Genomic DNA, 17,897 nt, shown 5'->3' with positions numbered 1-17,897 from the left:
ACATGACGGACTGGACGGAAACCGAGCTCTCGGCGCTGCGCCGCGCTTATGCCAGCGGCACGACGCGGGTGAGCTACGACGGCAAGTCCGTCGACTACGGTTCGGCCGAGGATCTGCTCGCCCGCATCCGGACCATCGAGCGCGCCATCGCGGGCGTCAGCCAACCGCTGCCGATCGCTGGGTTCGCGGGCTTCTCGCGCGGAGACCGGTGATGTCGGCCAACTGGTTCGACAGGGCCATTGCCTCCGTCGCCCCTCGGGCCGCCGCCAGGCGCGTGCTGGCCCGTCAGGCCTTCGAGACCCTGACGCGCGGCTATGACGGGGCCGCGAAAGGGCGACGGACGGACGGCTGGCGCGCGCCGGGATCCTCGGCCGACACCGAGATCGGCGTGGCCGGGGCGCTCTTGCGCGACCGGATGCGTGATCTGGTGCGCAACAACCCGCATGCGGCGAAAGCCGTCGCGGTGCTGGTCAACAACATCATCGGCGCGGGGATCATGCCGCGCGCCGCGAGTGGCGATGACAAGCTGGACCGCAAGGTCGACGCGCTCTTCGAGCGTTGGACAGCGGATTGTGACGCCGACGGCCAGCTCGACTTCTACGGGCTGCAGACGCTGATCTGCCGCGAGATGGTCGAGGCGGGCGAGGTCCTTGTGCGCCGACGTCTCCGTCGTGCGAGCGACGGTCTGCCGGTGCCGCTGCAATTGCAGGTGCTGGAGGCTGACTTCCTCGACGCCACGAAATCCGGAACCCTCGGCGCGGGTCGGCTGGTCCAGGGGATCGAGTTCGAACCGGTCGGCAAACGCCGAGCCTACTGGCTCCATGCCGAACATCCGGGTGACGCCTATGGCGCCTTGCAGAACGGGTTGCAGAGCCGCCCCGTCCCGGCGAGCGAGATCGCCCATGTCTACGAGAAGCAGCGCACGCAGGCGCGCGGCGTCCCTTGGGGCGCGCCGGTGATCCGCAGCTTGCGCGATCTCGATGACTATGAAGTGGCCGAACTGGTCCGCAAGAAGACCGAGGCCTGCGTCACCGCCATCGTCTTCGGCGACGACGAGGCGCAGCAGGGCATCGCGCCCTCGGTGGTCGATGCCGACGGCAATCGGGTCGAGCAGTTCGAGCCGGGGCTGATCGCCTATGCGCGTGGTGGCAAGGACATCCGCTTCAACCAGCCCGCCGCCACCGGTGGCTACGGCGAATACAAGCGGGCGAGCCTCCACACGATCTCGGCCGGGTTCCGGGTGCCCTACGAGCTGCTGACCGGGGACCTGTCCCAGGTGAACTATTCCTCGATCCGGGCGGGCCTCGTCGAGTTCCGCCGGATGATCGACGCCGTCCAATGGCAGCTCTTCATTCCGATGTTCTGCGCGCCAGTGTGGCGCTGGTTCACGGAAGCCGCTTGGGCGGCGGGCCAGATCCCGTCGCCGGATGTCCCGGTCGAATGGCAACCGCCGAAGTTCGAGGCGGTCGATCCGCAGAAGGATGCGATGGCGGACCTGCTGGCGATCCGCTCCGGCACCATGACCCTCGCGCAGGCCATCGCCCGGCAGGGGCGCAACCCCGACGCCGTGCTGGCCGAGATCGCCGCGACAAACGCCAAACTCGACGATCTCGGCCTCGTGCTCGACAGCGACCCGCGCCGCGTCACCAAAACCGGCAGCGCGCAGGCGGGCGACCCGACAGCCCCCGCCGACACGGAAACCACACCGGCGCAGGCCGACCAACAGGACTGACCCCATGGACACAATGATCGAACTGCCGGCCCTGCGCCGGTCGGCGGAGCTTGCGCCAAACAGCGTCGACAACGACGCGCGCACCGTCGAGGTGATCTGGTCGGCGGGCGCCCGCGTTCGTCGCGCCAGCTTCTTCGGCGAGCCCTATGACGAGGAACTGAGCCTCGACCCGGCCCATGTGAGGCTCGAACGGCTGAACGCGGGCGCGCCGTTCCTGAAGGTGCACGAGATCGACACGCTCGACGCCGTCATCGGCTCGGTCGTGCCCGGCTCAGTGCGGATCGAGAACGGGCGCGGCGTCGCGCAGGTCCGGATCAGTGAGCGCGCCGACGTCGAGCCGATCTGGCGCGACATCCAGGCCGGGCACATCCGGGCGGTCTCGATCGGCTACCAGGTCCACCGCTTCGACATCTCGAAACCCGATGGCGGGCGCGAGCTTTGGCGGGCGGTCGATTGGACCCCGTTCGAGATTTCGGCCGTGCCGGTCGGCGCCGACCCCGCCGCGGGCTTCCGTTCCAAGGGCGAACACCACGACTGCGTCCTCCATCGCCGGGACGCCGAAACCAGCGAAGGAGCATCCCCGATGACCGACAAGACGACCCCGGCCGCCCCGGCCGACGACACAACCGATACGGCAGCGACCGAGGAGATCACCATGCCCGACGACAAGACCGGCGCGGCCGAGGCGCAAACGCGCGCGGCAGAGACGCGCAGCCAGCCCAAGGCCCCCAAGCCCGAGGCTCCCGACATCGAGGCCATCGCGACCCGTGCCCGCGAGGTCGAGCGCGACCGCGTCTCTACGATTTACGATCTGGCCGGGCGGCTGAACCTTGAGCGCAGCTTCGCCGAGGATCTGGTGAAACGCGGGATCAGCGTGGACGAGTCCCGCCGCCTGATCCTGGACCAGGTCGCCGCGAAGTCCGACGAGACCCGAACCTTCCCGCATGTCTCCGTCCCCCTCGGCGGCCGGGACGAGCGCATCACCCGCCGCGACGCGGTGGCGAACGCGCTCTTGCACCGCTACAGCCCTACGCTGTTCCCGCTGGAGGATGCCGCGCGCCAGTACCGCGGCATGACGCTCTTGGAACTGGCCCGCGAAAGCCTCGGCAATGCCGGGGTGAACACGCGCGGTCTCTCGCGCGACGAGGTGGCGACGCGCGCGCTGCACTCGACCTCGGACTTCCCCGAGATCCTGTCGGCCGTCACCAACAAGACCCTGCGGCAGGCCTATGACGCCTATCCCCGCACCTTCGCGCTCTTCTGCCGCCAGGTGCTGGCCACCGACTTCAAGGCGATGCACCGGGTCCAGCTCGGCGAAGCGCCGCAACTGCTCGAAGTTGGCGAGAGCGGCGAGTTCAAGCGCGGGACGCTGGGCGAGAGCAAGGAGAGCTACAAGGTCAAGACCTATGGGCGCGTGGTCGCGATCACCCGGCAGGTGCTGATCAATGACGATCTCGATGCCTTCACGCGTATCCCGGCGATGTACGGCAATTCCATCGCCCAGCTGGAAAGCGATGTCGTCTGGGGGATCATCACCGCGAACCCGGCGATGGCCGATGGCACGGCGCTGTTCCACGCCAACCACAAGAACCTCGCGGGCACTGGCGCAGCGCTGGCCGTCGATGCGGTGGGCGCGGCCCGTGCGGCGATGGCGCTGCAGACGGGCCTCGACAAGAAGACGGTGCTGAACATCCGCCCCGCCTTCCTGATCGTGCCCGCCGCGCTGGAGCTGAAGGCCGAGCAGCTGGTCGCGCAGAACCTCGTGCCTGCCGCCACCTCCAGCGTGGTGCCGCAATCGATCCGCACGCTCTCGCCGATCAGCGAGCCGCGCCTCGATGCCGCCAGCGCCACCGCCTGGTATCTGGCGGCGAGCCCGAACCAGATCGACACCATCGAATACGCCTATCTCGAGGGCCAGCAGGGCGCCTATATCGAGACCCGCAACGGCTTCGATGTCGACGGCGTCGAAATCAAGTGCCGCCTCGACTTCGGCGCCAAGGCCATCGACTGGCGCGGCCTCTACAAGAACCCGGGCGCGTAAGGCGCACCCATCCTGAACCCTGACACGCGGGCGGTCCTGATGGGCCGCCCTTCGTCTTTCCACGAGGATCACCCCCATGAAAAACTTCGTCCAGCCCGGCGACACCATCACCCTGATCGCCCCCTACGCCGTCGCCTCCGGCGATGGCCTGCTCGTCGGTTCCATCTTCGGCGTAGCGGCAGGCACTGCCGCCCTCGGCGAAACCGTCGAGGCCGCGCTCACCGGCGTCTTCGACATCACCAAGATCGGCTCGCAGGCCTGGACGGCCGGCGCGAAAATCTATTGGGACGACACCAACAAGCGCACCACCAACGTGGCCACCTCGAACACGCTGATCGGCGTCGCCATTGAGGCAGTCGCGGGTGGGGCCGGTGATACCATCGGCCGGGTGCGGCTCAACGGCAGCTTCTGATGATTGCCTTCGCCGCTGCCGTGGACGCGCTTTTTGCCGATCCGAATATTGGCAGGGATGCTATCTACATGCCCGAGGGCGGCGCGCCCGTTCTGGTGCGCGTCGTCGCCCGGCGCGCGGATGCCATCACCGACTTCGGCGATGCGCGGCTCTGGTCCGAGACCACGAGGATCGACCTGCGAGTGGCCGAGGTTGCGAACCCGCGTCCCGGTGATCGTATCGAGATCGAGGGCGAAGCCTTCCTCATCCAGGGCGAGCCCGTCCGCGACCGCGAGCGGCTGGTCTGGACCGTGGATCTGAGGCCCACATGAAACTGAAGCTCGACATCGATCCTGACATCGTCGCGATGATGCAGGCGGAGGTGGCAGCGGGGGAGCACGCGGTGACCGCTGCGATGCGCGAGGCCGGGACTGGGCTGAAGGCCGCTTGGCGCTTGCAGGTCACCGGCGCAGGGCTCGGCACACGCCTTGCCAACACGATCCGCAGCCAGACGTTTCCGAAGTCGGGCGAAAGCCTCGACGCCGCCGCGTTGGTATGGTCGCAAGCACCGGTAATCGTTGGCGCGCATGACACCGGCCCGTTGATCCGCTCGAAAAACGGGTTCTGGCTCGCCATCCCGCTAGCTGCCGCGGGCAAGTCCCTGCGCGGTGGCAGAATCACGCCCGGCGAATGGGAACGGCGACGCGGCCTGCGTCTGCGCTTCGTCTATCGCCGGACAGGCCCGAGCCTGCTGGTAGCGGAAGGACGCCTGAACACGAAAGGTCAGGCGGTGGTGTCGCGCTCAAAGACCGGGCGCGGCAAGGTCACCGCGCCGATCTTCCTTCTGGTGCCGCAGGTGAAGCTGCCGAAGCGGCTGGACCTCGCGCGGGATGCAGACCGGGCGTTGGACAGCGTGTCAGGGCTGATCGTCGTGAACTGGGTGGATCAGCGGTTCTAACACAACCCCTGCATTACAGATTCGCATGCAGCCCGAATGTTCTTTGCACCAGCAACTGACGACCAATCAGCCCAGCTGATGTGAGCCAACCCGGATGACTGCCTCTTCTTCTCGTAGAGTCCCTGAGCGACAAGCTTGGGCAGCATGACAGCGTCGTAGAGAGTATAATTGCGGTCCCATCGTATAGCCGCGAACCACTGCGCCTTGTCGAGATTGTGCTGCTTCAGCGAAACGCGGGGATAAGGGCCATCTGTGCCAAGGATCCGAGATTTTACCTCAATGAGACCAAATTGCGGAGAGCGAACATCCGATCCGCGGTTGTTGCCACCAATGACCTCGCCGCCCGTTGCGATCGCGACCAGGATTTCAGCTAGGATTTCGTGGCTGATCTTGTCATAGCGGGCCATGCATTTTGCTGTCTGAAGAATGTTCCAGATCTCTCGCGCGTCTTCTGCCGCATGGTTTTGTTTTTCTGACAAAAGATGATCTCCAATACTCCTGGTTGAAACTTCTGAATAGGCGGAGCGCGAAGAGCTCGCAACGCATCTCCAAGGGTTTTCCGCATGCCCACGCCTCGCGAAACCATCCTCTCCGCGCTGCACGCGCGGCTATCGGCGCTGCCCGCCACCGCCCTTCGCGGCGAGGTGCTGCCCGAGCGTGTCCCGGCCGAGGGCCTGCTGATCCTGCGCGATGGCGAGCCGGGGGAGCCCGAGGTCACGTTGTCGCCTCTGGCCTACCACTACCAGCACCGGGCGGAGATCGAGGCGGTTGTGCAGGGCGCCGCCCGCGACGCCGCCTTCGACACGCTGACCGCCAGCATCGGCACGGCGCTCGCGGCCGACCGCACGCTTGGCGGCCTCTGCGACTGGCTCGAGGCGGAAGCGCCGAAGCCAGTCGATCTGCCGGTCGACGGCGCGGCCAGCCTGAAGGCGGCCGTGATCTCGGTCGCCCTTCACTACACCACGGCCGACCCGCTCGGCTGACCCCGACAACCCGAGGAGAACACCATGGCACGAGCCCAAGGGGCGCGGGCGCAGATGGCGCTTGCGTTCGAGACCGTCTATGGCACGCCGCCCGCAGGCGGCTTCACCAAGATGCCCTTCGCCAGCACCACGCTCGGCGCAGAGCAGCCGCTCTTGAACTCCGAGCTTCTCGGCTACGGCCGCGATCCGCTGGCGCCGATCAAGGACGCGGTGACGGCGGACGGCGATGTCGTCGTGCCGCTCGACGCGGAGGCCTTTGGCTTCTGGTTTAAGGCGGCCTTCGGCGCGCCGACTACCACCGGCACCGGCCCCTGGACGCATGAGTTCCAGTCGGGTGCCTGGACGCTGCCGAGCCTTTCCATCGAGACCGGCATGCCCGAGGTGCCGCGCTACGCCATGTATTCGGGCTGTGTGCTCGACCAGATCACCTGGCAGATGCAGCGGTCTGGCCTGCTGACCGCGACCGCCCGGCTGGTGGCGCAGGGCGAGACGGTGGGAACAACCACAAGTGCCGGGACACCCGCCGCGCTGGAGCTGAAACGCTTCGGGCATTTCAACGGGGCGATCACCCGCAATGGCACTTCCCTCGGCAACGTCGTTTCGGCCGACATCACCTATGCCAACAACCTCGACCGGATCGAAACCATTCGTTCGGACGGCCGCATCGATGGCGCGGACCCGTCCATCGCCGCGTTGACGGGATCCATCGAGGTTCGGTTCGCCGACAGCACGCTGGTGACGCAGGCGATCAATGGCGATCCCTGCGAGTTGGAATTCGCCTACGTCCTGCCGTCGGGCGAGAGCTTCACCTTCACCGTGCATGCCGTCTACCTGCCGCGCCCGCGTATCGAGATTTCTGGGCCGCAGGGCGTGCAGGCCACCTTCGACTGGCAGGCCGCCCGCGACAGCACCGTCGGCCGGATGTGCACCGCAACCCTCGTGAACGATGTGGAGACGTATTGATGCTGACGCTCGACCTGACCAATGCGCCCCGCTGGCATGACCTCGCCCCTGGCGTCCGCGTGCAGCTGCGCCCGCTGACCACCGCGCTCATGGTGGCGACCCGCGGCGACCCCGCCGTTGAGGCGGTGCCGGACGAGGCTTCCGACGAGGAACGCGCAGTGGCCTTCGCCAAGGCGCTTGCGCGGCGGGCGGTGCTCGCTTGGGAGGGCATCGGCGATGCGGACGGCAAGCCGATCGATCCCAGCCCTGACGCCATTGACGCGCTGCTCGATGTCTGGCCGATCTTCGAGGCCTTCCAGATGACCTACGTCTCGAAGGGCTTGCTGCTGGAGCAGGAAAAAAACGCCTCCGCGCTCTCGCCGACTGGTCCTTCGGTGGGGGCGACCGATACTGCGACGCCTGCGCGAAAGCCTGCCCGGACTGCCCGGCGCGGCTGAACCGGCCCCTGACGCATGAAGGCTGGCAAGTCTGGGACCTCGTCAGCCGTCTCGGCGGCCAGCTTAGGGTGCTGCCCGGCGCGGTGATCGGCTGGGACATGTCGGCCGCGCTGGCGCTCGGTGACGCGCTCGGCGTGCCGCCTGCCGTAGCGGCCGAACTGCTACCCGTCATCGAAGCGGTGATGGTGGCCAAACTCAACGAACAGATGGAACGCCCCAATGGCTGAAAAACGCGTCAGCGTCCGCCTTGCGGCGGTCGGTGGTCGGCAGGTGCGCGCCGAACTGGAAGGCGTTGGTGAAGCCGGATCGCGCGGCTTCGGACGGCTGAGCCGGGAGATGGAAGCGGCCAACACCCGGCTCGCGGCCTTCTCGCGCCGGGTTCGCGTGGCCGCCGCTGCCGCCGTCGCCGCTGCCACCGCCGCGGGCGTGGCGATGATCCACTCGGGCCTCCAGACCGTCGATGCGCAGGCCAAGCTCGCGCAGTCGCTGGGCACCACCGTCGCTTCCATCCAGACCCTCGAGCGGGCTGGCGAGCTGGCAGGCGTGTCGATGTCCGGAATCGAGCAGGCCACCAAGGATCTGACGCGCCGTCTCAGCCAGGCGGCCGCCGGGACCGGTCCCGCGGCCGATGCGCTGGACCGGCTGGGGCTCTCGGCCAACGAGCTGATCGCATTGCCGCTAGACCAGCGCGTGGGTGCGATCAACGCGGCCATCGAGAACTTCGTGCCCGCCGCCGAACGCGCGGCCGTCGCGGGCCAGCTGTTCGGCGAGGAAGGCTCCATCGCCATGAGCCGGATCGACACCGCGACGCTGCGCCAGGCGACGGAGGACGTGCTTGCTTTCGGTGTCGTGGTCTCCGAGCAGGAGGCCGACCAGATCGAGCGGACGAACGATGCGATCTCCCGGCTCGGACTGATCTGGCGCGGGCTCTCCAACCAGCTGGCCGTCGCCGCAGCCCCGGCGCTGGAAGCGGTCGCGAACGCCATGGCTGCTGTCGCCAGCCGCACCGGGCCGCTCGGCATCGCGATCCGCGGCCTCTTCGATAACATCGGCCGCCTGACCACCTATGCCGTGACCTTCGCCACCTTCCTCGCGGGCCGCTGGGTCGCTGGTTTGGCCGCTGCCGCGCTCTCGGTCCGTGGGTTCGCCACCGCGCTCGTCGTGCTGCGCGGGGCGCTGATCCGCACCGGCGTCGGCGCACTGATCGTCGGCGTGGGCGAACTCATCTATCAGCTGTCCCAATTCGTCGCCCGCGTGGGTGGTGTTGGCGAAGCCTTCCGGCTGCTCTCCGATCTGGCTTCCGAGGTCTGGTCGCGGGTCGGGCTCGCGCTCGACGCCGCGCTGGCCCGAATGGCCGCTGGATGGGAGGGGCTGAAGGCTACCGCACTCGCGGCGCTTGACGGCACCGTCGCGGGCGTTGTGGGCTTCGGGGACCGCACCGTCGCGATCTTCCAGGGGGCCTATGACGGCGCCGCGGCGATCTGGGGCAGCCTGCCGGGTGCCATCGGCGATTTCGCCTACCAGGCCGCGAACGGGCTTATCGGCGGGGTGGAGGCGATGCTGAACGGCGTCGTCACGCGCATCAACAGCTTCATCGAGACCCTGAACGCCGCGCTGGCCCTGCTGCCCGAATGGGCGACCGGCGAAGGCGGGGTGCGGATCGGCACGCTCGATCCGGTCGACCTGAGCCGGATCGAAAATCCCTTTGAGGGCGCAGCAACGGCGGCGGGTACCGCAGCAGCCGATGCGTTCTCGGCGGCGCTCTCCCGGACCTACATCGCACCGCCCGATCTCGGTCTCGGCGCCATGGCGGAGGACGCGCGCGCGCGTGCTGATGCCTATCGCGAGGCCGCTGGCATGCTGACCGATGCCGCGACCCGGCCGCTTGCCGCCTGGCAAGCGCTGAAAGCTGCCGTGACCGGGTCCGGCACCGAGGCCGAAACCGCGCTGACGGATGCCGCAACCTCCGCCGATGCACTCGCGGCCGGGCTCGACAACACCGCAACTGCGGCCAACGGCGTCGGAGGTGCTGCCCGCGATGCCGGAACCGTCGCAGGCGAAGGGGCGGAGCGTGCGCGGACCGGATGGCAGGCCGTGACGGCGGCGCTCTCGGACTATGCCAGCCGGGCGCGGGAGATCGGCGGCGATATCGGCCAGAGCCTCGTCAGCGCCTTCCAGTCGGCCGAGGACGCGGTCGGGGAGTTTGTCAAAACCGGCAAGCTGAACTTCCGCGATCTGGTGACCTCTCTTATCGCCGATCTGGCGAAGCTCGCGGCGCGCCGCTTCATCCTTGGCCCAATCGCCAACGCGCTCTCGGGCGTGCTCGGCGGCGCGGGCGGGATCTTCGCCAACATCCTGCACGCGGGCGGCACGGTCGGCTCGTCGGGGCCCTCGCGCATGGTCCCGGCCATGGCCTTCGCCGCCGCGCCCCGGATGCATTCGGGCGGCGCTGTCGGCCTTCGGCACGACGAGGTTCCGGCGATCCTGCAACGAGGCGAGCGCGTGCTCTCGCGCCGCGAGGCCCAAAGCTACGGCACGGGCGGCGGGATCAACGTCACCATCATGGCCCGCGACGCCGAGAGTTTCCGGCAATCCCGGACGCAGGTCGCGGCCGACATCGCCCGGGCGGTCTCGCTCGGGCGGAGGGGCATGTAAGCCATGGCGTTCCATGAGGTCCGGTTCCCGGACAACATCAGCCGAGGCGCGCGCGGCGGGCCCGAGCGGCGCACGCAAATCGTCGAGCTGGCATCGGGCGACGAGGAGCGCAACGCCAGCTGGGCGAACTCGCGCCGCCGCTATGATGTGGCCTACGGCATTCGCCGGGCCGACGATCTGGCGGCGGTGGTCGCCTTCTTTGAGGCGCGGAACGGCCGCCTGCATGGTTTCCGGTTCAAGGATTGGGGAGACCACAAATCCTGCCTGCCGTCGGGGACGCCAGCGCCGACCGACCAGGCGATCGGCACCGGCGACGGCACGACAACCGCCTTCCAGTTCGTGAAGCGCTACGCCTCAGGCAGCCAGACATGGGTGCGGACCATCACCAAGCCGGTCGCGGACACCGTGCGCATCGCGCTCGGAGGGGTGGAACAGCCCTCCGGCTGGTCCGTCGATACCACGACCGGCGTCATCACCTTTGCCACCGCGCCGGGCCTCGGCGTCACGATTACCGCGGGCTTCGAGTTCGATGTCCCGGTCCGCTTCGACACCGACGTGCTCGACGTGACGCTCGACCTCGAGCGGCTTGGCTCGATCACCTCCATCCCGCTTCTGGAGATCCGAAGATGAACGATGAAACCGGATTTCTGGCGGCGGCGCTGAAGGAACTGATCGCTTCCACGGCGGTGATCCTCGCCGCCTGGGGCGCGCTCGGGGGCGCGACCAACGCGCTGACGACGAAAATGCGGCTGCGCGACGCGCTGCGCCACATCCTGCTCGGCGGTCTGATCGCGGCCGGGATGGGAAGCCTGTCGATGGCGGTCATCACCCGCTGGCTCGGCCTGCCGCCTGAAGCGATCCCGGCCGGGGGCGCAGCGGGATCGGCCGCCTATCTGGTTGGCGTCTTCGGGCCGGCCTTCATCGAGGTGCTGCTCGCCCGCCTGCGCCATGCCGGGAAAGGCGATGGCGATGCATGACCTTCTCCGCCTCGCGCGCTCGCTGCGCTGCGACCCGGCCGATCCCGGCCAGGCCTTCCGCCACCGGCTGGGCGTCGGCATCGCCATCGCCGCGCTGATCCTGATCCTCTCGCTTCTGGGGTGACTTCCATGCATATGACCGACCGGGGGCTTCTGGCCCTCGTCCGGCACGAAGGAACCGTGCCCGGACCCTACACGGATGTGAAACAGGTCTGGACCTTCGGCATCGGCCACACCGCCGCAGCCGGGGCACCCGATCCCGCCACGATGCCGCGCGGCATGCCCGCCAATCTCGACGCAGGGATCAGCGAAGCCTTCCGGGTCTTCCGGTCCGACCTCGCGGCCTACGAAGCCGAAGTGCTGCGCGCGGTAAGGGTGCCGCTGGAACCGCACGAATTCGATGCGCTGGTTTCCTTCCACTACAACACCGGCGGCATCGCCAAGGCCGCGCTGACACGGCACCTGAACGCGGGGGACCGGGCTTCAGCGGCAGCGGCCTTCATGGGTTGGCTCAAACCCGCCGCGATCCGGCCGCGCCGCGAGGCCGAGCGCGCTCTCTTCGTCACGGGCCGCTATCCCGCCGGCACCATCCCGGTCTGGTCGGTGGATCGCAACGGCCGGGTCGATTTCTCGCGACCGATCCGGCGTCTGACCGAGAACGAGGCGCTGGCGCTACTTCGACCATCGACTGCACCGGGATCATCCGCTCTCGCCGCCACACCTGAACCGGCAAACAGCTGGCTTGCCCGGCTGACCGCTTTCTTCTCCACCCTGATCCGGAGGGCCTGACCCATGCGTTACATCCGTCCGAACTCGCTCACCTGGTGGGCGGGGTGCCTCGCCATGCTCACAGGTATTGCCTCGCTCGCGCTGCCCGCCACCGGGCCGCTCGGGGAACTCTCCCGCTTTGTCGCGTTGCTCGCAGGTTCAGGCGACGCCTCGCCTGCGGGGCTGATGTTCCTCGGACTGGGCCTGATCGGTCTGCGTGACCGGATCGAGCGCGAGTTCCGCGGCGATGCTTGAGTTCCTCGCAGGGATCATCCTGGGCGGGGGTCTCGGCGTTTTCGTCGTCGCCCTCTGCGTCGCTGCCGCGCGCGGGGATCACGACGATGGCTGAGTTCCTGATCTGGCTGGTTGCAGGTCTCGGCGCGATCGGAGGCGTCGTCCTCGGCCGGGTCTGGGGCCGCGCGGAAGGCGAACGCCAAGGCAAACGGGAGGCGGAACGCGATGCCATGGAAGACAAGAGCAAGCGTCTCGAGCGTGGGCGGGATGCGGTCCGTGACGGTCGCGGTGCTGGCGATCCTGCTGACCGGCTGCGCCGCAACGATGGGCGCTGGTGATGCGGGCTGCGCCTCCTACGCCGAAGCGCGGCTGGCCCGGCCGCCAGCCTCTGCCGTCTCCCGCGTGCCCCCGGAATGGGCGACCTGGATCGCCGATCTCGACGACCGAATGACAGGAACCTGCCGATGAAATCCCTCTTGCCCGAGCTTCAGGCCCATCTCGACGAGGGCACGACGACGCTCGGCTGGTGCTGGCGGATCGCCCGGGCCGACGGCGTCACCTTCGGCTTCACCGATCACGACCGCACGCTCAGCTTCGATGGCACGGACTTCGAACCCGAGAGCGGGCTGACGGCGTCCGAGGTTCGCTCGGGCTCGGACCTGTCGGTCGATGCGCAGGACGCGGATGGCGTGCTGACCTCCGACCGCATCACCGAGACCGACATCCTCGATGGCCGCTGGGACAACGCGGCGGTCGAGGTCTGGCGCGTGAACTGGGCCGACACCGGACAGCGCGTGCTGATGCGGCGCGGAGCCATCGGTCAGATCCGGCGCGGGCGGCTTGCCTTCGTCGCGGAGGTGCGCTCGCTGGCCCATGTGCTGGGCCAGACGGTCGGGCGGACTTTCCAGGCGACCTGCGATGCCGCGCTCGGCGATGCGCGCTGCGGCGTCGATCTGGCGAATCCGGCCTTCAAGGGAACCGGCGCCGTCATCGATCTGCTGCGCGACCGCGCCTTCACTGCCTCCGGCCTTGGCGCCTTCGAGGTCGGCTGGTTCATCTTCGGCACAATTGAATGGACCTCTGGCGCAAACGCTGGCCGGCGCACCGAAGTGCTGGGCCATGACGTCACGGACGGCATCGCTGTGCTGACCTTGCTCGAAGCGCCGGTGCGGGCCATCGCCGAGGGCGACGCCTTCACCATCCGCGCGGGCTGCGACAAGCGGATCGAGACCTGCGGGGCGAAGTTTGCCAACACCGCCAGTTTCCGGGGCTTTCCGCATATTCCCGGTCAGGATGCCGTTCTGCGCTATGCCACCAAGGACGGTGGTCACGACGGAGGCGTGCTGTGAACACCGCCCATCCCGACAAGGTTATCGCGGCAGCGCGTTCGTGGCTCGGCACGCCGTATCACGATCAGGCCAGCCTTCAGGGCGTCGGATGCGATTGCCTCGGGCTCGCCCGGGGTGTCTGGCGCAACGTCGTCGGCCCCGAGCCATTTTTGATCCCGCCTTACAGCCGGGACTGGGGCGAAACCGGCCCGCGCGAGGTGCTGGCCGAGGGCGCGCGGCGCATGATGCCGGAACTTGATCCATCCGAGGCCGGGCCCGGTGCGTTGATCCTGTTCCGGATGATGCCGCGCGCCATCGCCAAGCATGTCGGGATCGTCACTGACCCCGACACCTTCCTCCACGCCTACGAGCGACTCGGCGTGATCGAGGAGCCGCTCACGGCAGCATGGCGGCGGCGCATCGCCTTCGCCTTTCTTTTTCCGCAACGCTGAGACCCCGACATGGCCACCCTCATTCTCGGTGCCGCCGGAGCCGCCATCGGCGGCTCGATCGGTGGCGCGATCCTCGGCGTCAGCGCCGCGACCATCGGCGGCTTCATCGGTTCCACCATCGGCTCTGTCGTCGACAGCTGGATCGTGTCCTCGCTCGCGCCGACGCAACGGATCGAAGGGGCGCGGCTCGACAACTTGCGCATCACGTCCTCGACTGAGGGAGCCGTGATCCCACGCCTCTACGGCCGGATGCGGATCGGCGGCAACATCATCTGGGCCACCGATTTCCGCGAAGAGACGAAGACCACCACGCAGGGTGGCGGCAAGGGCGGCGGGGGCGGCAAGGTCAAGACGACCGAATATCTGTACTATGCAAGCTTTGCCGTGGCGCTCTGCGAGGGGCCGATCACCGGGATCGGGCGCATCTGGGCCGACGGAAAGCCGATGGACCTCGCGGGCGTCACCTGGCGCTGGTATCCCGGCGACGAGGCGCAGGCGGCCGATCCGTTCATCGCGGCGAAGATGGGCGCGGCCAACACTCCGGCCTATCGCAGCACGGCCTATGTCGTTTTCGAGGAACTGCCGCTGTCGAGCTACGGCAACCGCCTGCCGCAGCTGTCCTTCGAGGTCTTCCGACCGCTCGCCGACCCCGACACAGCCGAGGGGCTGACCCGCGCTGTCACCCTGATCCCGGCCTCGGGCGAGTTCACCTATGCCACCCAGGCCATCCGCAAATCCTCCGGCGGCGCGACGCAGGCCGAAAACCTGAACGCGCTACCCGACACCGCCGACATGGTGGTCGCGCTCGACCGCCTGCAGGCCATGGCGCCGGCCGTCGAGAGCGTCAGCCTCGTCGTCGCCTGGTTCGGCGACGACCTGCGCGCGGGTTCCTGCAATCTGCGCCCGGGCGTCGAGGTCACGGCGAAATCCACGGCGCCGGTCGGCTGGTCGGTCAATGGCGTCAGCCGCGCCAATGCCATCCTCGTCAGCAGCGACGCTGAAGACCGCCCTGTCTATGGCGGCACGCCCGCTGATTTTGCCGTGGTACAGGCGATCCGGGAGATGAAAGCGCGTGGGCTGCGTGTGACCTTCTATCCGTTCACACTGATGGACGTCCCGCCCGGCAACACGCTGCCGAACCCGTATTCCGACAACGCCGCCGAGATGGGACAGCCGACATTCCCCTGGCGCGGCCGGATCACCTGTTCGCCCGCGGCAGGCTATGCCGGGAGCGTGGACAAGACAGCCACGGCGTCGAACCAGGTCGCAGCCTTTTTCGGCAGCGCGGCCCCCTCTGACTTCGCGATCTCGGGCGACACCGTCTCCTGGACCGGCCCGTCCGGGGACTGGGGCCTGCGCCGCATGATGCTGCACTACGCCCATCTCTGCGCGGCGGCGGGCGGGGTCGATGCCTTCCTGATCGGCTCGGAGATGCGCGGGCTGACCACCATCCGCTCGGGTGCCAGCAGCTATCCGGCCGTCACCGCATTCAAGGCACTCGCCGCCGATGTCCGTGCCATTCTCGGCGCGGGCACGGAGATCGGCTATGCAGCCGACTGGTCGGAATACTTCGGGCATCACCCGGGCGACGGCTCGGGCGATGTGTTCTTCCACCTCGATCCGCTCTGGGCCGATCCGGAGATCGATTTCGTCGGTATCGACAATTACATGCCGCTCTCCGACTGGCGCGACGGCTTCGAGCATGCCGACGCGGCCGAGGGCTGGCCCGCGATCTACGACCGGGCCTATCTGCAGGCGAACATCGCGGCCCGTGAGGGATTCGACTGGTTCTATGACAGTGCCGCCGACCGCTCTGCGCAAGTCCGGACCCCGATCACGGATGGCGCAGCCGGCAAGCCATGGGTCTTCCGCTACAAGGATCTGCGCGGCTGGTGGTCGAACCCGCATTACAATCGCCCAGGCGGGGCGGAGAGCGGCACGCCGACAGCATGGGTGCCGGAATCGAAGCCCATCCGCTTCACCGAACTCGGCTGCCCGGCCATCGACCGGGGCACCAACCAACCCAACGTCTTCTTCGACCCGAAATCGTCGGAGAGCTTCACGCCGTATTTCTCGCGGGGCTGGCGCGACGACACCATCCAGCGCGGCTATCTCGAGGCGACCTACCTGTTCTGGGGTGAGGCAGCGAACAACCCGCTGTCCTCGGTCTACGGCGGCCGGATGGTCCAAGTGCCGGAATGCGCGGCTTGGACCTGGGACGCGCGGCCGTACCCGTTCTTCCCCGAACTGACCGATGTCTGGACCGACGGACCGAACTGGCGGCTCGGCCATTGGCTGACCGGCCGCCTCGGGGCGGTGTCGCTCGCCGCGCTTGTGCGGCAACTCTGCCTGCGCGCGGGATTGTCCGAGGATCGCATCGACGTCACCGGCCTCTGGGGCGCGGTCGAGGGCTATGCCATCGGCGCGCTGGAAAGCCCGCGGGCCTCGATCACCACGCTGGCGCGGCATTTCGGCTTCGACGCCGTGGAGACCGAAGGCGTGATCCGCTTCGTCATGCGTGGGCGGGCGGCGGCGGCGAGCGTCGCACCGGACGATCTGGTAGCCGCCCGCGAGGGCGACGTGTTGGAGCTGACGCGCGGCCAGGAGACCGAGCTGCCGCAGGCCCTGAAATGGCAAGTCGCGCGGGCGGACGAGGATTACGACGCCGCGCAAGTCGAGGCCCGGCGCATCACCGTCGACACCACACGCATCGCCTCCGAAAGCTTTCCCATGGCGGTGCCGCCGGAGGAGGCCGAGCGCCGTTGCCGCCGCGCGCTGATGGAAGCGTGGACCGGCCGTGAAAGCGCGGCTTTCCGGCTGCCGCCCTCTCGGCTGGCACTCGACCCGGCCGATGTGGTTATGCTCGCCCATGACGGCCGGTCCATCCCGCTGCGGCTCATCTCGATTGCCGACGCCGACGCGCGCGGCATCGAGGCCGTCCGCCAGGACCGGGAGGCCTACGACCTCCCGCCCGGCGCGCCGCGACCCTCGACGCTGTCGCAGGCCGTGGTGTTCGGCGCGCCCGAGGCGGTCCTCCTCGACCTGCCGCAGCTCACCGAGGACCAGGCCGCGCATCGGCCATTCGCGGCGGCGCATGCCGTGCCTTGGCCGGGCGAGATGGCGGTGTTCCGCAGCCCCTCTTCGGACGGGTTCGACCTGCTGACCACGTTTGGCAGCCGCTCCCGGATCGGCACGCTGGTCTCGGACTTCTACGCCGGGCCGACGTCGCGCTTCGACCTTGGCAACGTGCTGGTCGTCGATCTGCTGACCGGCACGCTGGAAAGCGTCACCGACCTGACCCTCTTCGGCGGTGCCAATGCCATCGCCATCGAGAGCGCGCCCGGTGTCTGGGAGATCGTGCAGGCGGGCGCGGCCGAACTGATCGACACCAGCCGGTATCGCCTGACCCGACTCCTTCGCGGCCAGCGCGGGACCGAGGGTGCCATGGGCAACCCGGCGCCCGCCGGCGCGCGGGTCGTGGTGCTCGACGCAGCGTTGACATCACTGCCTATCGCCGAGGCCAATCTCGGATTGCCGTGGAACTGGCGCATCGGCCCGGCAAGCCGCCCGGTCAGCGACGAGACGTATGTCGCGCAGTCCTTCACGCCCGCAGGCGTGGGGCTGCGACCATTCTCCGTCGCGCATGTCGAACAGCCATGGCGCAGACCGCGAGCGCCGGGCGATCTGACGATCCGCTGGACGCGCCGGTCCCGCGCGCTCGCGGCCGACAGCTGGGGCGGGCTCGAGGTTCCGCTGGCCGAGGAGCTGGAGGCCTATGAGGTCGAGATCCTCATAGGCGCGACCGTGAAGCGGGTGCTGAGCACGACCACAACCAGCGCCATCTACACCGCCGCCCAGCAGACCGTCGACTGGGGCGCGCTGCTCGGCCCGGGCGACACGCTCGACATTCGCATCTACCAGCTCTCCGCCCTCGTGGGGCGGGGCGCGCCGAAACCCGTCACGCTGACTTTCTGAAGG

General features: G+C 68.5%; 21 protein-coding genes. 20 read left to right on the top strand and 1 reads right to left on the bottom strand.

Annotation, left to right across the window (positions count from 1 at the left end):
* Positions 1–2 precede the first annotated feature (2 nt).
* The 6 genes from G0P99_RS10470 (at position 3) to G0P99_RS10445 (ending at position 5,122) form a co-directional block, all read left to right on the top strand.
* Positions 3–212, top strand: coding sequence for a phage head-tail joining protein (locus G0P99_RS10470; protein ID WP_146301978.1), 210 nt, complete (start codon positions 3–5; stop codon positions 210–212).
* Positions 212–1,732 (top strand): phage portal protein, encoded by a 1,521-nt coding sequence (locus G0P99_RS10465; protein WP_164129521.1) that lies wholly within the window; start codon positions 212–214, stop codon positions 1,730–1,732. Before G0P99_RS10470 ends, G0P99_RS10465 begins: the two co-directional genes overlap by 1 nt.
* A 4-nt stretch (positions 1,733–1,736) precedes the next feature.
* Positions 1,737–3,773, top strand: coding sequence for a prohead protease/major capsid protein fusion protein (locus G0P99_RS10460; protein ID WP_164129519.1), 2,037 nt, complete (start codon positions 1,737–1,739; stop codon positions 3,771–3,773).
* Between the two features lie 76 nt (positions 3,774–3,849).
* Positions 3,850–4,185 carry a DUF2190 family protein gene (locus G0P99_RS10455; protein WP_164129517.1) on the top strand — a complete coding sequence of 112 codons (336 nt, stop codon included), beginning with the start codon at positions 3,850–3,852 and terminating at the stop codon, positions 4,183–4,185.
* The gene (locus tag G0P99_RS10450) at positions 4,185–4,496 is read left to right on the top strand and encodes a hypothetical protein (RefSeq protein ID WP_164129515.1); all 312 of its coding nucleotides are present in this window, start codon (positions 4,185–4,187) and stop codon (positions 4,494–4,496) included. The genes G0P99_RS10455 and G0P99_RS10450 overlap by 1 nt, the downstream gene beginning before the upstream one ends.
* Positions 4,493–5,122 carry a DUF6441 family protein gene (locus G0P99_RS10445; RefSeq protein ID WP_164129514.1) on the top strand — a complete coding sequence of 210 codons (630 nt, stop codon included), beginning with the start codon at positions 4,493–4,495 and terminating at the stop codon, positions 5,120–5,122. Before G0P99_RS10450 ends, G0P99_RS10445 begins: the two co-directional genes overlap by 4 nt.
* On the opposite strand, the gene G0P99_RS10440 is transcribed toward G0P99_RS10445, so the two are convergent.
* Positions 5,119–5,601, bottom strand: coding sequence for a hypothetical protein (locus G0P99_RS10440; RefSeq protein WP_164129512.1), 483 nt, complete (start codon positions 5,599–5,601; stop codon positions 5,119–5,121). The two genes, G0P99_RS10445 and G0P99_RS10440, sit on opposite strands and share 4 nt — an antisense overlap.
* Positions 5,602–5,685: 84 nt before the next feature.
* Between G0P99_RS10440 and G0P99_RS10435 the strand changes: the two genes are divergently transcribed.
* The 14 genes from G0P99_RS10435 (at position 5,686) to G0P99_RS10375 (ending at position 17,894) form a co-directional block, all read left to right on the top strand.
* The gene (locus tag G0P99_RS10435; RefSeq protein ID WP_164129510.1) at positions 5,686–6,105 is read left to right on the top strand and encodes an acyl-CoA transferase; all 420 of its coding nucleotides are present in this window, start codon (positions 5,686–5,688) and stop codon (positions 6,103–6,105) included.
* 24 nt (positions 6,106–6,129) lie between these two features.
* A complete protein-coding gene (locus G0P99_RS10430) occupies positions 6,130–7,068 on the top strand; it encodes a phage tail tube protein (RefSeq protein WP_164129508.1) in 939 nt (312 codons plus the stop codon).
* Positions 7,068–7,505: a hypothetical protein gene (locus G0P99_RS10425; protein WP_164129506.1), complete on the top strand. Its 438-nt coding sequence runs from the start codon at positions 7,068–7,070 to the stop codon at positions 7,503–7,505. The genes G0P99_RS10430 and G0P99_RS10425 overlap by 1 nt, the downstream gene beginning before the upstream one ends.
* A 68-nt stretch (positions 7,506–7,573) precedes the next feature.
* On the top strand, positions 7,574–7,732 hold the full coding sequence (locus G0P99_RS10420) for a hypothetical protein (protein ID WP_239059769.1): 159 nt from the start codon (positions 7,574–7,576) through the stop codon (positions 7,730–7,732).
* Entirely contained in the window at positions 7,725–10,160 is a 2,436-nt protein-coding gene (locus G0P99_RS10415) for a phage tail tape measure C-terminal domain-containing protein (RefSeq protein ID WP_164129504.1), read from the top strand. Before G0P99_RS10420 ends, G0P99_RS10415 begins: the two co-directional genes overlap by 8 nt.
* 3 nt (positions 10,161–10,163) lie before the next feature.
* Positions 10,164–10,790 (top strand): DUF2460 domain-containing protein, encoded by a 627-nt coding sequence (locus G0P99_RS10410; RefSeq protein ID WP_164129502.1) that lies wholly within the window; start codon positions 10,164–10,166, stop codon positions 10,788–10,790.
* Positions 10,787–11,137: a hypothetical protein gene (locus tag G0P99_RS10405; protein ID WP_164129500.1), complete on the top strand. Its 351-nt coding sequence runs from the start codon at positions 10,787–10,789 to the stop codon at positions 11,135–11,137. Before G0P99_RS10410 ends, G0P99_RS10405 begins: the two co-directional genes overlap by 4 nt.
* Entirely contained in the window at positions 11,130–11,261 is a 132-nt protein-coding gene (locus G0P99_RS24940; protein ID WP_255453271.1) for a hypothetical protein, read from the top strand. Before G0P99_RS10405 ends, G0P99_RS24940 begins: the two co-directional genes overlap by 8 nt.
* Before the next feature lie 5 nt (positions 11,262–11,266).
* Positions 11,267–11,926: a lysozyme gene (locus G0P99_RS10400; RefSeq protein ID WP_164129498.1), complete on the top strand. Its 660-nt coding sequence runs from the start codon at positions 11,267–11,269 to the stop codon at positions 11,924–11,926.
* Positions 11,927–11,929: 3 nt separating this feature from the next.
* Entirely contained in the window at positions 11,930–12,160 is a 231-nt protein-coding gene (locus tag G0P99_RS10395) for a hypothetical protein (RefSeq protein WP_164129497.1), read from the top strand.
* An 86-nt stretch (positions 12,161–12,246) separates the two neighbouring features.
* Entirely contained in the window at positions 12,247–12,477 is a 231-nt protein-coding gene (locus G0P99_RS10390; RefSeq protein WP_164129495.1) for a hypothetical protein, read from the top strand.
* A gap of 126 nt (positions 12,478–12,603) precedes the next feature.
* Positions 12,604–13,488 carry a DUF2163 domain-containing protein gene (locus G0P99_RS10385; protein WP_164129492.1) on the top strand — a complete coding sequence of 295 codons (885 nt, stop codon included), beginning with the start codon at positions 12,604–12,606 and terminating at the stop codon, positions 13,486–13,488.
* Positions 13,485–13,919, top strand: a complete 435-nt coding sequence (locus G0P99_RS10380) for an NlpC/P60 family protein (RefSeq protein WP_164129490.1) — start codon at positions 13,485–13,487, stop codon at positions 13,917–13,919. Before G0P99_RS10385 ends, G0P99_RS10380 begins: the two co-directional genes overlap by 4 nt.
* Positions 13,920–13,928: 9 nt before the next feature.
* Positions 13,929–17,894, top strand: a complete 3,966-nt coding sequence (locus G0P99_RS10375; RefSeq protein ID WP_164129489.1) for a glycoside hydrolase TIM-barrel-like domain-containing protein — start codon at positions 13,929–13,931, stop codon at positions 17,892–17,894.
* Positions 17,895–17,897: the final 3 nt, after the last annotated feature.

The sequence above is a fragment of the Ruegeria sp. PrR005 genome, assembly GCF_010500245.1.
In the GTDB taxonomy this organism is placed as follows: domain Bacteria; phylum Pseudomonadota; class Alphaproteobacteria; order Rhodobacterales; family Rhodobacteraceae; genus Ruegeria_B; species Ruegeria_B marisflavi.
This window is presented reverse-complemented; position numbering and strand designations above follow the sequence as displayed.